The 14,736-nt window shown below is 66.5% G+C and carries 13 protein-coding genes and 1 pseudogene; 10 read left to right on the forward strand and 4 right to left on the reverse strand.

What is annotated here, in order from left to right; genetic code table 11:
- Positions 1-18: 18 nt before the first annotated feature.
- The 3 genes from M2266_RS31705 to M2266_RS31715 all read right to left on the reverse strand — a co-directional run bounded on the left by M2266_RS31705 (position 19) and on the right by M2266_RS31715 (position 5,592).
- Entirely contained in the window at positions 19-1,485 is a 1,467-nt protein-coding gene (locus tag M2266_RS31705; protein ID WP_277441719.1) for an APC family permease, read from the reverse strand.
- An 891-nt stretch (positions 1,486-2,376) separates the two neighbouring features.
- Positions 2,377-4,053 (reverse strand): NAD(P)/FAD-dependent oxidoreductase, encoded by a 1,677-nt coding sequence (locus tag M2266_RS31710; protein ID WP_277441720.1) that lies wholly within the window; start codon positions 4,051-4,053, stop codon positions 2,377-2,379.
- A 102-nt stretch (positions 4,054-4,155) separates the two neighbouring features.
- A complete protein-coding gene (locus M2266_RS31715; protein ID WP_277441721.1) occupies positions 4,156-5,592 on the reverse strand; it encodes an APC family permease in 1,437 nt (478 codons plus the stop codon).
- A gap of 347 nt (positions 5,593-5,939) precedes the next feature.
- Here M2266_RS31715 and M2266_RS31720 point away from each other — a divergent pair.
- A pseudogene (locus M2266_RS31720) lies at positions 5,940-6,312 on the forward strand (IS6 family transposase); the annotation flags it as partial.
- Between the two features lie 23 nt (positions 6,313-6,335).
- Here M2266_RS31720 and M2266_RS31725 read toward each other — a convergent pair.
- Entirely contained in the window at positions 6,336-7,070 is a 735-nt protein-coding gene (locus tag M2266_RS31725) for a PIG-L deacetylase family protein (protein ID WP_277441722.1), read from the reverse strand.
- 148 nt (positions 7,071-7,218) lie between these two features.
- Here M2266_RS31725 and M2266_RS31730 point away from each other — a divergent pair, with 148 nt between their 5' ends.
- The 9 genes from M2266_RS31730 (at position 7,219) to M2266_RS31770 (ending at position 14,735) form a co-directional block, all read left to right on the forward strand.
- A complete protein-coding gene (locus tag M2266_RS31730) occupies positions 7,219-8,439 on the forward strand; it encodes an aminotransferase class I/II-fold pyridoxal phosphate-dependent enzyme (protein WP_277441723.1) in 1,221 nt (406 codons plus the stop codon).
- A gap of 29 nt (positions 8,440-8,468) precedes the next feature.
- Positions 8,469-8,924 (forward strand): MaoC family dehydratase, encoded by a 456-nt coding sequence (locus tag M2266_RS31735; protein ID WP_277441724.1) that lies wholly within the window; start codon positions 8,469-8,471, stop codon positions 8,922-8,924.
- A 31-nt stretch (positions 8,925-8,955) separates the two neighbouring features.
- Complete coding sequence (locus M2266_RS31740; protein ID WP_277441725.1) at positions 8,956-9,780, forward strand: SAM-dependent methyltransferase; 825 nt, start codon at positions 8,956-8,958, stop codon at positions 9,778-9,780.
- A gap of 82 nt (positions 9,781-9,862) precedes the next feature.
- Positions 9,863-11,053 carry a class I SAM-dependent methyltransferase gene (locus tag M2266_RS31745; protein ID WP_277441726.1) on the forward strand — a complete coding sequence of 397 codons (1,191 nt, stop codon included), beginning with the start codon at positions 9,863-9,865 and terminating at the stop codon, positions 11,051-11,053.
- 62 nt (positions 11,054-11,115) lie between these two features.
- The gene (locus M2266_RS31750; RefSeq protein WP_277441727.1) at positions 11,116-12,009 is read left to right on the forward strand and encodes a diiron oxygenase; all 894 of its coding nucleotides are present in this window, start codon (positions 11,116-11,118) and stop codon (positions 12,007-12,009) included.
- A 35-nt stretch (positions 12,010-12,044) separates the two neighbouring features.
- Positions 12,045-12,884: a hypothetical protein gene (locus M2266_RS31755; protein ID WP_277441728.1), complete on the forward strand. Its 840-nt coding sequence runs from the start codon at positions 12,045-12,047 to the stop codon at positions 12,882-12,884.
- Positions 12,871-13,401 (forward strand): holo-ACP synthase, encoded by a 531-nt coding sequence (acpS, locus tag M2266_RS31760; RefSeq protein WP_277441729.1) that lies wholly within the window; start codon positions 12,871-12,873, stop codon positions 13,399-13,401. Before M2266_RS31755 ends, acpS begins: the two co-directional genes overlap by 14 nt.
- Positions 13,343-13,582: an acyl carrier protein gene (locus tag M2266_RS31765; protein ID WP_277441730.1), complete on the forward strand. Its 240-nt coding sequence runs from the start codon at positions 13,343-13,345 to the stop codon at positions 13,580-13,582. Before acpS ends, M2266_RS31765 begins: the two co-directional genes overlap by 59 nt.
- Positions 13,583-13,706: 124 nt before the next feature.
- Positions 13,707-14,735 carry a carbohydrate kinase family protein gene (locus M2266_RS31770; RefSeq protein ID WP_277441731.1) on the forward strand — a complete coding sequence of 343 codons (1,029 nt, stop codon included), beginning with the start codon at positions 13,707-13,709 and terminating at the stop codon, positions 14,733-14,735.
- Position 14,736 lies beyond the last annotated feature (1 nt).

Genomic DNA, 14,736 nt, shown 5'->3' on the forward strand with positions numbered 1-14,736 from the left:
CGGGGAATCCGCGAAAGCTCAAGGCTTGAGGGCGCGCACGTCTCCGGGCTCGGTCTCCAGCGCCTCACCGTTGAAGATCAGCAGGCCGAGGAAGAAAAGGCCGCCCCCGAGAATCAACCCGACCACGATCAAGACAGGGACGAGCGCCTCTGCGGGCGCCACCAGTACGAACAGCGAGACGATCGACCACACCAGCGCGCAGATCGCGACCGGCAGCTCGAAGCGGCCGAGGTGGAAGGCACCCTTCTTGCGATCCAGCCGCCGTCGCACCGCCAGATAGAGAACAATTGTCAGGCCGTAGGTGAGAGCCGGTAGGATCGTCGACGCCGTGATCAGCTTCAGCAGGGCGGCACCGGGCAGCGCGACCATCAGAACGACTCCCATGACGAAGATCAGGATCGTCGCCGGGATCGGTGTCTGCGTGCGTGGGTTCACCCGCCGCATCAGCCGGTGAGCAGGGAAGCGTGAGTCGCGCGACATCGCGAAGACGATCCGTGAGCACGCGGCCATCACCACCATCCCGGCGCCGAAGAACGCGAACGAGACCGCTGCCAGAAGCACCCTCTCCATGACCGGACCGAGCTGATCGCGCATGATCGCCGCGACCGGCGAGTCGTTGGCGGTGATCCGCGGAATGTCTTTGATCGCGACAGTGAGGGAGATCAGGAACAGCATTCCCAGCAGCCCGGCGGCAACGACAGATCCCACGATCGCGCGCGGCACACTCCGATAGGGGTCCTTGGCCTCCTCAGCCAGGTTCGCCGCGGCGTCGAAGCCGACGAGCGTAGCGAGTCCCATGATCATCGCAGCCATCAGGCCGCCGCCCACGCCGAAGTAGTTGGAGGCGTTCAACGTGACACCGCGCGAGGCGAGGTTGGCGGTCGCGCCGTCGCCCGTGACCGCCACCGCGACGATGAGCGCGACTCCCAGCACGACGACCAGCACCACCTCAAGCCCCACCGCGGTGCTGTTGATGGCGCTGACGATGCGCGTCGAGGCCACTGTCAGCACGGCCTGGATGAGCAGCACCACGAGGGTGATCAGCCGCGCGGTGTCTTCGTCCGGCTGCATGTCGAACAGCGGCATGAACGCCTGACTGGCGAGAGCGTTATCGACGGCCACGACCCCGATCGCCAGGTAGCAGAACGTCAGCCAACCGAAGCCCCACCCGACCTTCGGGTTGGCCAGCCGTGAGGCCCATTGGTACGACGAGCCGCTGAGCGGAATGCGGGCAGCGAGCTGCGCGACCACCAACGCCACCAGGGTCTGCCCCACCGCCGCGACAGGCCACAGCCACAGCCCGACCGGCCCCGCGTTCCGCAGCACGTCGTCGTATGTCCCGAAGATGCCCACCGCCACCGAGATGAACGCGAACGAGATCGCGAACACCTGAAAGGAGCCGAGCGTCCGTTTCAGCTCCTGCTGGTAGCCCCCAAGCTCGACCGCACTCTCCTCGGTTTGAACATCCTCGGAAGCCTCAACCACCTCAGCCACCTCTTTCCCATCAGGCCCCGGCGGCCACCCGACTCCCATCTATGTCATGACGGATGTCGCATCCTCCTCAGGCATGCCGTGTCTCCTTCACATATGCCACGGTTGCGGCATCAGACCCCGATCCGCCGCGGCCCAGCCCCAGTATCGCGAGCGGACGTCCGCCGGCTTTACGAGTTCCTCTGCTACTGTCTTCCGGCTCCGTCCGAGGTTTGGTCCACGATCTTGAAAGACGTCGGCGCTCCCGAAGTGGTGCGGGCAGAGTGGGCGGCATGACAGACAGTCCTGGCCCTGTTCCTGCAGACGTAGACGACCGCCAGGCGATAGAGCACATCCTCGGTCGTCCCTTGAGCCAGACATGGCCGACGGGTGCACTGGCACCGGGCAGCCGGGTCACGGTCGTTCGCGACCAGGACGGGGACGGTCCTTGGCAGGTCGAGTTTGCTGGAACGATCGATGCCATGGGTGCACCCGAACCCCACGAACATGCCCAGTCGCTCAGCGGCGAGCTGCTGTACTGGGTGACCTCTGACGCGCCGCAGTACGACTGCGAGGGGGCTGGTCCCTATCACAAGGCCCAGATCCGGGGTCGGTACCTGAGGGCAGAGTCGGAGTCCGAAGCGTAGGGATACCGCGCCTCATGTTCCGCTCGAATCGTTCGTCGAACCGAGTCGCTCACCTGGGGATTCACCGGACGTGGGGGGCGGCCCCCAAGCGCAGAGTGGGAGCGAGAAGACACACGGTGCAAACGCGACGAGAGCGGTGGAGAACCGCGGCGTGGGACCGCATCAGCGACGGCGACGTCGGCTTCCTGTTCCTGCGACGACGGGTCCTCGGGCCCGCTCCGGCCCTGCGCCCGGAGCGGGCCCGAGGACGACGGATGGGTCAGGCGAGCCCGAGGACTTCGTTCGCGGCGCGTTGGCCCTCGGTCGCGCCGCCTTCCATGTAGCCCTGGAAGTCGTAGGACGTGTGCTCGCCGGCGATGTGCACGTTGCCTTGGCGGGTCCTCTCGTAACCCGCATAGGTGTGCAGGTAGCCGATCGGCCAGTAGGAGTAGGCGCCGAGTGAGTAGGGATTCTTGTGCCAGGCGGACAGTTGGGCCTTGCCGGTCCACTGCGCTTTGGTGCCGGGAAAGAGTTTGTCGATCTGGGTCAGGTACGTCGAGGACAGGTTCGCGACGTAGGTGTCCTGCTCGGCGGTGTTGAACGGGCCGGCAGGGTTCAGGCTGCGGGCGAGGTTTCCGCCGCCGTACTGAATCAGCACGCCCTTCGTGCCAGGCTGGCCCTTGGTGGTGTCCCATGTCTGCTGGAACGGCAGATCGCTGAAGGAGTCGCCCGCCGCGGTGCCAGGCCACGGGCCGAGGCCGTCGCCGTTGACGCCCAGCCAAGTGCGCCTGTTGAACTGCATGTTGAGTTTGGTGACGGCGCCCATCCGGGCTGCTTGGAGCAGGCCGCTCATCCTCGGGTCGAAGTTCGCCTGGCTGAGGTTCATTCCTTGCAGGATCGGCAGGGGCACGGCAAGGATCGTGTGGTCCGCCGTCACGGTCTTCGTGGTGCCGCCGTTGTCGAAGGTCAGCGTCTGGGTTCCGTCGCTGCTCGCCCGGACGGCGATCAGTTTGTGCCCCATCTGCACCGAGCCGGACGGCAGTGCTGCTTTGATCGCCAGCGGCACCTGGTCGTTGCCGCCGACGATGTGATACCGCTCGTTGGAACCACCCCAGACGTTGAAGTGCCCGGGGTTGGACTGCCATCCGAGCATGCACACGGCGGCGTAGGCGGACTGAGTGGTCGTCTCGGCTCCGTACTCGACGTTGTAGGCCACGTCGAGGAACGCGCCCAGCCTGGAGGCGTAGCCGCCCGGCACCCGAGAGTTGATCCAGTCCCGAAGCGACATGTTGTCGATCGCGGTCCCGGCGGCCGTGGTCTGGTTCCAGGTGACGGTTCCGGCGTCCTGGAAATCCCGGCGGACCGCCTGGTACATCGCTTTGAAGTCCTCGTCCGCCTGGGCGCGCGCGTAGTAGCCGTTGCCGAACCACAGCGTCTCGACGGCGCCGGCCGGTCCTGAGCCGGCGAAGTCCACGGTCGCCAGGCCGAAGCGGCGGCACAGCGACAACATCAGCTTGTGCCCGGTATCAAGCAGCTCGCCGCCTATCTCCGAGGTCTGACCGCCGCCCCAGTAGGTCTTCTGCGAGTACATCCGGCCGCCGACACGAGTGGGGTTGGCCTCGTACAGCGTTGACGCCACACCAGCGTCGGCCAGCGTCAGCGCCGCGGTCAGCCCGGAGATCCCGGCACCGACGATGACCACCCGGCCGGGGTTGGGCTTGGGCGTGGCGGTGGTCTCCGCGTAGGCCGGGCGGGACAGGCCCGCACCGCTCAGGCCGAGACCGGCGCCCAGAACTGCGGCACGCTTGATCAGTGTGCGGCGGCTGGGCCCGGTGGGATCCGCGACCGCCTCGTCGCGGATCTCCCGGTACTCGGCCACCGGCATCCGCAGGGCGTCCGCGGCCCGCTGGTCGGCGGCCATCCGCTGCAGCGCTGCCATGGCATGGGTGCGGCTCATCGCTTTTCTCCTTGCACGTAGGGGGAGATGCCGGTGAAGGGGCCCCGGGCGAGGACCGGAAAGGAGGCGCACACCACCCGGGGCAGTGAGAAGGACGGGGTGTCAGCGCTCGGCTGCGTCCTCCAGGATGATGCGGCCCATCTGTGCGTAGCGTTGGGGGCGAGCGTTCTTCATGTAGAGCGCGAGCGCGATACCGCCGAAGAAGAACAGCCCGACGATGTAGGGAATGCAGGTGAACAGCAGCGTGCTGGAGGCCGCGCCGGCCGCGGTGTCCATGTTGTAGACCAGTAGCCCGACGACGCCGGCCATGGCCACGCCGCCCACGAGTGGTGCGGTGAGGGTACGGAACCAGTGCGCGGTCTCGGGGTGCTTCTTCTGCTGGTGGAAATAGCCGATGACGGCGAACGAGCAGAGCGTCTGCACGATGAGGATGGCCATGGTGCCCAGCAGTGCGAGCAGACCGTACATGTGCACGTACGGATCCATGCCGCCGACCAGGAACGCGATCACGATGGCCAGGGCGATGCAGGACTGGACGATCGAGGCGATGTGCGGCGATCCGTGCTTGTGGTGCGTTCTGCCGAGCCCGGGGTGGATGAAGCCTTCGCGGCCGATCGCGTAGAGGTAGCGCGACGCGCACTGATGGAAGGCCATCGCGCAGGCGAAGGAGCCGGTGACCACCAGCCATTGGAAGACCCGGACGGCCCACGAGCCGAAGTGCTCGCCCAGCGGGTTGAAGAACAGCGCCATGCCATCGTTGGCGGCGAGCTTGACTGCCCCGGCCCTGCCGGCCGCGGAGATCATCATCCAGGAGACGAAGACGTAGAAGAGGCCGACCCCGACGACGGAGATCAGCGTGGCCCGGGGGACGACCTTCTTCGGGTTGCGCGACTCCTCGCCGTACATGGCGGTGGATTCGAAGCCGACCCAGGACCAGAAGGCGAAGAACAGGCCGAGACCGGCGGCTCCGGCGCCTGCACCGTTGACGCCCTTGAAGGCGTTGAGGGGGTTGACCGCTTCGGTGAGCAGGCCGTCCGGGCCGCCGCCGGTGAACAGGACCGCGAGGGATCCCGCGGCCAGGACCGTGATCTCCAGGACCAGCGCGACGCCCAGGACCTTGGCGGTCAGATGGATGTCGAAGTACCCCATGACGGCGATGATCAGTAGGCCGAGGAGTGCGTACCAGCCCCAGGCCAGATTGAGGCCGAGTTGGTCGGTGGCGAGGTTCTGCAATGAGTAGGCGAAAAATCCGATGATGGACGCCTCGAAGACGACGTATGCGAGGACCGCGAGCAGGCCGGAAGCCATACCGGCGACGCGGCCCAGACCATGGGAGATGAATCCGTAGAACGCGCCGGCGGCGGTGATGTGTTTGGCCATGGCCACATAGCCGACGGAGAAGATGGTCAGCACAATGGTCGCGAAGATGTAAGCCGCGGAGCCGCCGAGTCCGTTGCCCGAGCCCACGATGATCGGAAGGTTGCCGGTCATAGCGGTGATAGGGGCGGCGGTGGCCACCGCCATGAACACGACGCCCATCAGTCCGACGGAGTTCGCTCTCAGACGGTTGACCGGCTCTGCGGGTACCGGCCCACTTTCATCGACCGAAACGCCGCCGATAGGCTGCTGTTGGGTAGACATCCCACTCCCTGAGGTGCGTTGACCGCATCAGCGGCACAACACATGTCCCGGATGCCTGTCCCCGGCTCCTGGATGAACAGGGAGCGATCCGATGGACCGTCAGCTTGGGGCCGCAGCGACTCACCAACAACCGTCAATGAGTCACGAGAACAGCCCAGGGACCGACAGTGTGTCCGTTGCCACGACGCGCCACGCACACCGCTACCAACACCGCAGCCCCGGGACACCGTGGATGCCGCACCGGCGTGCAAGGGGTCCGGTTCCCGCCGGAGGTGATCGCGTACGCGGTCCGGCTCTACCACCGATTCCCACTCAGCTTCCGCGACGTGGACGAGCTCCTCTTCGAACGCGGCATCCGGGTGTCCCACGGGACAGCCCTTAGGGTGTGACCGGTTCGGACCCGACTACGCCGGCCGGCTCCGTCGCCGGCAGCCGCGTCCCGAGGACCGGTGGCATCTGGACGAGGTGTTCCTCAAGGTCAACGGCCGGATGCGGTACCCGTGGCGGGCGGTCGACCAGGACGGCAACGTCCTCGCCATTCTGGTGACCGACAAGCGCGACATGGACGCAGCCAGGCGATTCCTCCGCCGGCTCCTCAAGACCACCGAGACAGTGCCTCACGGGTGTTGCGAATTCCCGCCTCAACGCGTGGCCACGACGTGGAAGGCCTCTGCCAAGTGGCCATCGGCCCAGCCGGCGTCCACAGCTTGCCGCACCAACCGGGTACGTATGATCGATTCCAGATCATGGATATGAGCCGTCTGAGATGTGTGGGCGTACAGCGCATGCATCTTCGTGGTCAGTTGTTCATTGATGTCGACCCAGTGGTTGGGATGCGGAGCTCCCATCATCCATATCTCGTCAACGGTCCAGGCTTCGAGGGATTCGTCGTGAAGCAGCTCGAGGTGCGCGAAGGGATTACGCGCGTCCGGGTATACCGCGCGTAGGGTAGCCTCGCCCGCCATGCGGTGATCCGGGTGAAAATCGGGTAGGTACGGCCAGTTGATCTCGGGGCTGTGCATCACGACGCGTTGAGGGCGTACACGACGGATGACGCGGCTTATGTCGAGTCGCAGGCCAGGGGTTACTTCGAGAGCGCCATCCGTGTAGCCCAGAAAGTCCACTGTTTTGACGCCGGTGACACCGGCAGCCCGGTACTGCTCCTGACGACGCAGGGCTGGAATGTCGGCGCGGTCGACGGCGGGGTCGAATCCGCCCGCGTCACCGTCGGAGAGGACGCAGTAGGTGACTTCGATACCGCTCGCGGTCCACTGGGCGACGGTACCGGAGGCGAGGAAGTCGACGTCGTCCGGGTGGGCGGTGACGACGAGGGCGCGTTCGATCTGATCGTCGGGGAGTACCTGCGGAAGATCCATGACCGTTCTCCCTGCTGTTCGACTACAGAGGATGGCGTGACCGATCGGGCACTGCGTCACCCCTCACATGACCTGGCCTTTCATCGGGCGGCGGGGTAACCGATTGTCTCCCTATCGAAACACTCCGGCTTTCTACACCATGGAACCCATGGTGGGCATCGACGCATCCAAGCAGGCTTCCGGGTTCGGGACAGGTTTACTCCATCCTCAGACGCGTGCCATCCACGTCTCGGCCCCGCCGCTGAGACGATGTCGGCCGCTGAGCGTTCCGCTCTATCAGAGTTCGACGTTCGCCTTCGATCACCCCGACGATCTGGCAGAGGCGATGAACGGTCCGGACGGCGCATTCGTCTACAGCCGACGCGGGAATCCGACTGTGCGGGCGCTCGAAGAGACGGTGGCCGAACTCGAGGGTGGAGAGGCCGCACTGGCCACGGCCTCGGGTATGGGCGCGATCAGTGCCGTGCTGCTCTCAGCGCTGCAGACCGGCGACCATGTCATCGCCCAGCGCTGCCTGTACGGCGGCACGTACTCGCTGCTGACCGATCTGAGCGAGCGGTTCGGCATCGAGGTGAGCTTCGTGTCGGGGCGGGACGCGGACGAGGTTCGCGAGTTGGTGCGCCCGACTACGCGGCTGCTCTATCTGGAGACCATCGCCAACCCGACGACCCGGATCCCCGACCTGCCCGGAGTTCTCGCCGTCGGAAGGAAGGCCGGCCTCCTCAGCGTCGTGGACAACTCCTTCGCCTCACCGCTGCTGTGTCGCCCGCTGGAATTCGGGGCGGATGTCGTGGTCCACTCCAGCACCAAATACCTCGGCGGCCACTCGGATGTCACCGGTGGCATCGCCGTCTTCGCGTCCCGAGGGCTCTATGAGGCCTGCTGGAAGCATGCGGTCGAGCTGGGTTCCACCGCTGACCCGTTCGCGGCCTGGCTGACCATCCGCGGCATGCAGACCCTCGGCATGCGCATGGACCGTCATTGCGCCAACGCCTCGTCCTTGGCCGACCGCCTCGCCGAGCATCCGGCCGTGGCCGCGGTGCATTGGCCAGGCCGCGACGACCATCCGGATCATCTTCTCGCCAAGCAGGTTCTGGACGGCTTCGGCGGGGTGCTGGCCTTCGACTTGGTCGGGGGACGTCCGGCGGGCCGGACCTTCCTCGCAGGTGTGCGCCTGGCGCGGCTGGCACCGTCGTTGGGAGGCGTGGAAACCCTGGTGCTGCATCCGGCCAGCATTTCCCATCGCGAACTGGACGCCAAGGAGTTGGCGGCCGCTGGTATCGGTGAGGGCACCGTACGGGTCTCCGTCGGGCTTGAGCACTTCGACGATCTGTGGGGTGACTTCGCACAGGCACTGTCCAGTCTGTGACTCCGAACCGCCATCCCTGGAGGCTCACCTTGCGCTACTTCGAAGACTTCGCCGCCGGCGATGTTCACGACCTCGGGTCCGTGACCGTCACCGCCGAAGAGATCATCGAGTTCGGCGAACGGTACGATCCGCAACCCTTCCACACCGACCCCGCCGCGGCTGCGGATTCGGCCTTCGGGGGGCTGGTGGCCAGTGGGTGGCTGACCGCGTCGCTGTTCATGCGGGCCTATGTCGATGGTCTCCTTCGCGACAGCGCCTGCGCAGGATCGCCGGGGGTGGACGAGATCCGCTACCGCCGTCCGGTATGCCCCGGCGACACCCTCGGCGCACGGTTGACCGTGCTGCGCACCGGGCCAGTCCTGGGTCACAAAGATCGCGGCTTGGTGCAGCCCCGCTGCGAACTGCTGGACGACGCCGGGCAACAGGTATTCAGCATGACGCTGCACAGTCTCTTCCTGCGACGCCCGGCAGCGACGGGTTCCTGAGAACCCACCCCCATCGAGAGGATCACAGACCGTGGAAGCCGTTTCCTGTACAGCCCAGTGGACCGCCGCGGCTCGCGCGTTGGAAAGCGAACGTGACGACCGGCTCTTCGACGACCCGTTCGCACGCACGCTTGCCGGCGACACCGGCTTCGCCCTACTCAAGCGCTACACCGGCGCCGGAACGGTGCCCTTCCTGGCGTTGCGGACGAAGTACCTGGACGACCAGGCACTGGCGGCGGTCGAGCACAGTGGAGCACGGCAGGTGGTATTCGTGGCTGCGGGAATGGACACCCGTGCGTGGCGGCTGCCCTGGCCCCAGGACACGGTAATCTACGAACTCGACCGTCCGGCACTGCTGGAGGCCAAGAACGCGCAGCTCGTCGATGTCCCGCTGGTGGCGGGTCGCCGACGGCACGCGGTGGCGGTCGACCTGGCCGGTGACTGGGCCGAATCCCTGACAGAGGCGGGCTTTCGACCCGCGGAGCCGACCGTCTGGGTGATGGAAGGTCTGCTGTTCTTCCTCCCGGAGGCCGCCGTGCGCCAGGTGCTGGCGACTTTGCTGCGGCTTTCCGCGCCCGGCAGCGTTCTGGCGGGCGACATGGCCAGTCGGGCTTCACTCACCAATCCGATGGCGCGCGGCTTCCTTACCGCTCTGCGGGAGGACGGTGCCGCCTGGCAGTTCGGCCATGACGAGCCGGAGGAGTTCTTGCGGTCCTGTGGATGGCACACCACGAAGACCCTGCAGCCGGGTGAGGAAGGTGCCTCCTACGGCCGGTGGCCCTATCCGGTGATCGCCCGAAAGATCCGCGACATTCCCCGCTCCTTCTTCTTCACCGCGGTGCCCTCCACAGACTGACGTCCAGGTCCCGGGACAACGTCAAGCGGTGGACGGTGACCGAGTGGCTACCCCGGTCGGCGTAGCCGGACGGACGAGCGGGATGACCACCTCGACCGCACCTAGCCGACTCAATACCCTACCGAGGTACGGTAATTCTGCCGTTAGGGCCTCCGAAAGACGGCCGGCAGGCGCCATCGCCGACTTGCCATTCCCCACCGGAATCGAGACGAGGACTGTGAACACCCATCCCGCGCAGGAATTTCAGCAAAGTCTCGTGAATGACGCGGCCGCCGCGGTGCGCGGTCTGACAGTCTCTCTCGGAGATCGTCTCGGCCTGTATCGGGCGATGGCCGATTCGCAACCGATCACGGCGGCCGAATTGGCCACCCGAACCGGCATTCAGGCCATGTACGCCCGCGAATGGCTGCACGCCCAGGTCAGCGGCGGGTATCTGCGGACCGACGGGGCCCGGGAGCTGTACTGGCTGCCGGCCGAGCATGTCCCCGCCCTGGCCGACCGCGACAGCGATCTCCACGCGGCGCCGTTCTTCTCCGCCCTGGCCGCCCTGTACAGCAGTGAGGACTCACTGGTGGAGGCCTACCGCGACGGCGGAGGTGTGGGGTGGGACGAGCACAACGGGGCGCTGGACGACGCACTGGCCCGGTACTTCCTGCCCGGATACCGTGCTCACCTCGTTCAACGATGGATTCCCGCGCTGGAAGCCGCTGCGGACCGGCTCAAGGAAGGTGGCCGGGTCGCGGACGTGGGATGCGGGGTCGGATACTCCACGTTTCTCATGGCCGAAGCCTTTCCGTCCGCGCAGGTGCGGGGCTTCGACTACTACGCGGTGGCCATTGAGCAGGCACAGGACCTGGCGGCGCAACGCGGCCTGCCTGGAGACCGCGTGGACTTCTCGACTGCCGGGGCGGACGCGTTCGGGGGCGGCCCGTACGACCTGGTGACCACGTTCAACTGCGTGCACGACATCGGCGATCCCGAGGCTGTGGCACGTCACATCCGTACGCAGCTGTCCACCGACGGCACCTGGATGATCGTTGAGCCGAACGCCGACCCTGACCCGTTGCGCAACACGCACCCGGCGGGTCGGCTGTTCATGGCTCTGTCCGCGGTGATGTGCCTGCCTGCCGCCGCCGCCCAGAAGGGACCCCGCGCCCTGGGCAACCACGCGGGCGAGGACACCTTGCGCGAGATCGCCCGCGGTGCCGGGTTCACACGATGGCGGAAGGCCGACGCCACGCCGGTCAGCGCGGTGTACGAGGCGCGTCCCTGACCGTCACGCCGGCGCGTCCGTGCCGCCTCCCATCCGCCCCGCCCTCGCTCTTCGGAGGATCCGTGACCATCACCGACCACGCTGTGCCGGACCGATTCGTCGAAATCCTCGACAGGCTCGGCCGTATGTCCGTCGAGGACTACTACAACCCGTACCGCATGTTCGAATGGGCCGACGAACTCCCGGAGGACGCCTACTGGATGACCCCTGAGCTGGTCACCGCCCATGGCACCCCGATCGAGGACGAGATCGGGGTCGACGGCATGAAACGGCTCTCGCGGTGGGAGAGCATCAACTTCTACAGCCTCAACGTGCACGGCATCCGGGAACTCCTCATCGAGGTCATCCGACGCATCCATACGCCGGGATTCGAAGTCCCCTCCGAGTTCTTCCACCACTTCATCGGCGAGGAGAACGAACACATGTGGTTCTTCGCCGAATTCTGTCGGCGTTACGGTGCCGGCAAGATCTACTCCACCCCGTCGATCAAGACGCAGGATCCGGGCAGTGCCGCAACGGAGAACTTCCTCGTCTTCGCGCGGATTCTGCTCTTCGAGGAGATCGTCGACCACTACAACGCACGGATGGCCGACGACAGCGGCCTGCACGAAACCATCCGGCAGGTCAATCGCATCCATCACCACGACGAATCGAGGCATATCGCCTTCGGACGGGAACTCGTCTCCCTGCTGTACCAGCGGGTCCGTGAGCAGGCGACGGAGTCCGAACTGCGCGAACTCGAGGCCTACCTGAAGCGGTACATCGTCTTCAGTCTGCAGTCCTTCTACAACCCGCAGGTCTACCGGGACGCGGGCTTCTCGGATCCTCTGCAGGTACGCAGCCGCATCCTGGCGGATCCGTCCCGGCGCAGCGCGGAACGCAAGGCGGTCCGCAAGCCCGTGTCGTTCTTCGTCAAGTCCGGCATCTTCTCCGACTCCGAGCTGTACGCGGCCTGACCGGCGCGCCCGGCGGAAGGAACACGATGACTCCTGTGTCCACCCGATCGACCACGACCGAGTCCCCCACCGGCGTGGCCGTCCTCGGTCCGCAGGCGACCAAACTGCTGTACCTGCTCGACCGGGCTTTCGAGTCCTGGGGGGTCGAGGCGGGAGCTCAACCCATGATCATGCCTCCACTCCTACCGGTTGAACGGCTGGCGGAGTTGGACTACTACCGGAACTTTCCGCACCAAGCGGTAGTCACCGCCCCACTGCGACTGCACGGTCCGGAAGCCGGGCACGAACCGGTCGACGGGGGTTTCGCCCCTCAGGCGCTGGAGACAGCCCGCCTGGCTCTGCCATCGGCGGCTTGTTACGGCGTGTACCTGTACCTGGCCGGCCAGGAGCTCGACACTCCGCAGCGCGTGACGGTACTGGGACGCTGCTTCCGCCGTGAGGAGCATTACGAGGACCTGCGGCGGCTCCTGGGTTTCCACATGCGGGAGATCGTGGCAGTCGGCGACCGGGAGTTCACCGAGGACCACCTGCGACACTTCGCGGACAAGGTGCAGGCCTTCGCGGCCCGGTTGGATCTGCCCCTGCGCAAGGAAGCGGCGACGGATCCCTTCTACGACTGCGGCGGTTCCCGGGCCCGCCTCCAGCAGCTGGCGCCGGTGAAGTACGAGTTCCTGTACGAGGATCTGGCGATCGCCTCGGTCAACGTGCACCGCAACTTTTTCGGTGAACGGCTGGCCATCACCTTGCACGGCGCTCCGGTCTTCACCAGTTGTGTGGCCTTCGGTCTCGAACGATGGCTGTCGGCTCTGACCCGGCGCTTCGGCGGCTGGGCCGCGGCCACTGCTGCCGTGGAGCAGGCACTTGCCCGGGGATGAGGCCGCGTCCGAACCGGGTTCCACGCCGTGTCCGTCCGGCGACATCGGAGTCGACATCATGTTGACCAGCCGGGTGGACAGCATGCTGGCCGAACACGGCGACGCCGTGCTGTCGAGGATGCTCACACCGGCCGAACTCGGGGACTGCCACCGGGACGGGCGCCTGGACATCCTCTCCGTGGCCGGCCGCCTGGCCGCCAAGGAGGCTGCATTCAAGGCCCTGAACACGACCGGCGCCGTGCTGCCCTGGCTGGGCATGGAAGTGCTCAAGGTTCCGGGCGGCAAGCCCGTGCTGACCCTGCGCTGGGCGACCGCACGACGACTGGCGGACCAGGCCGGTGTATCCGGCATCCGGATCAGCATCAGCCATGACGGAGCCTATGCCGTCGCCATAGCGGCAGCGACACTCGCGCCGGCTGCTCCCTCACTCATCGCTCCCTTACCTAAGGAGACCTCCCATGGAAGCACCGTTGCAGCAGCTCAAGGACTGGATTCTCAAGCGCCATCCCGACCGTGAGGACATACCCGGAGACCTCGATCTCATCGAGAACCGGCTGATCGACTCGCTCACCTTCGTGGAGTTCCTGTTTCTGCTGGAACAGCTCAGCGGCCGGAGCATCGATATGGACGCCATCGACATCGAGGATGTGCGATGTCTGGATGTCATCCAGGAGCGGTACCTCACGCCCGTCGGGTGAACCCCTGTGGCTGCGGCCCCGCCGGTGTCGCGACCCGGTGGGGCCGCTGACCACCCGGTCGGCACCCGCCTCGCCCGGCATCGACTACCGGAGTTCGTCCGTGCACCACCAGAAGGGGCCTGCTGTGCGCCTGGCTGTCACCGGTTCCATCGCCACCGACCATCTGATGACGTTTCCCGGACGGTTCAAGGACCAGCTCCTTGCGGACCAGCTGGCTCACGTGTCCTTGTCCTTCCTGGTGGATACCCTCCATGTACGCCGGGGCGGGGCAGCGGCCAATATCGCCCTCGGTCTCGGACGGCTGGGGCTGCGCCCGCTGCTCGTCGCGGCGGTGGGCGGCGACTTCGCCGACTACGCCGCGTGGCTGCAGAGCAACGGTGTCGACACCGGACACATTCACACCATTCCGGACGCCTACACCGCTCGATTCCTCTGCACCACTGACGCCGTGCAGAATCAGATCGCGTCCTTCTATCCCGGGGCGATGCGGCATGCGAGGGACATCGACCTCGTTTCCGTCCTGGAGGCCGCAGGCCCGGTGGACCTCGTCCTGGTCGCCCCCGACGACCCCGAAGCGATGTTGCGCCACACCCGCGCCTGCCGCGCCACGGGCACCCCGTTCGCCGCCGATCCCTCCCAGCAGCTGGCCGCACTCGACACCGACAGGGTGAAGGGACTGGTCAACGGGGCCAGGTACCTGTTCACCAACGCCTACGAACGGGCGTTGCTCCTGGAGCGAACGGGGTGGCCGGAAAGTACGGTCCTGGAACGGGTCGGGACCTGGATCACCACGTTGAGTGAAGGTGGTGTCCGCATTGACCGCAGCGGCTGCACCACGGTGCACGTACCCGCCGTCTCCGTTCCGCACGTCATGGACCCCACGGGGGCAGGGGACGCGTTCCGCGCCGGCTTCCTGGCGGCCACTGCGCACGGCCTGGATGCCGTCACGGCCGCACAACTGGGTTGCGCTCTGGCCGCCTACGCTCTGGAAGCCGTCGGCCCGCAGAGCTACCGGGTCACTGTCCCGGAGCTGTCCGCGCGACTCTCCCAGGCGTACGGCCCTGTCGCGGTCGGAGAACTGCGAGCGATGTTGACCGCGGACGGCGAGACGCACCCTCCCGCCACACATCGCAGTCCCGCCTCGAGGAGTTGAC

Source organism: Streptomyces sp. SPB162 (assembly GCF_029504575.1).
Lineage (GTDB): Bacteria > Actinomycetota > Actinomycetes > Streptomycetales > Streptomycetaceae > Actinacidiphila.

What these genes read in the sequence shown, in the direction of transcription:
- M2266_RS31710 (WP_277441720.1), bottom strand. Translation starts at nt 4,053, where the DNA reads ATGAGCCGCACCCATGCCATGGCAGCGCTGCAGCGGATGGCCGCCGAC.
- M2266_RS31715 (WP_277441721.1), bottom strand. Translation starts at nt 5,592, where the DNA reads ATGGGCGTCGTGTTCATGGCGGTGGCCACCGCCGCCCCTATCACCGCT.
- M2266_RS31725 (WP_277441722.1), bottom strand. Translation starts at nt 7,070, where the DNA reads ATGGATCTTCCGCAGGTACTCCCCGACGATCAGATCGAACGCGCCCTC.
- M2266_RS31730 (WP_277441723.1), top strand. Translation starts at nt 7,219, where the DNA reads ATGGTGGGCATCGACGCATCCAAGCAGGCTTCCGGGTTCGGGACAGGT.
- M2266_RS31745 (WP_277441726.1), top strand. Translation starts at nt 9,863, where the DNA reads ATGACCACCTCGACCGCACCTAGCCGACTCAATACCCTACCGAGGTAC.
- M2266_RS31765 (WP_277441730.1), top strand. Translation starts at nt 13,343, where the DNA reads ATGGAAGCACCGTTGCAGCAGCTCAAGGACTGGATTCTCAAGCGCCAT.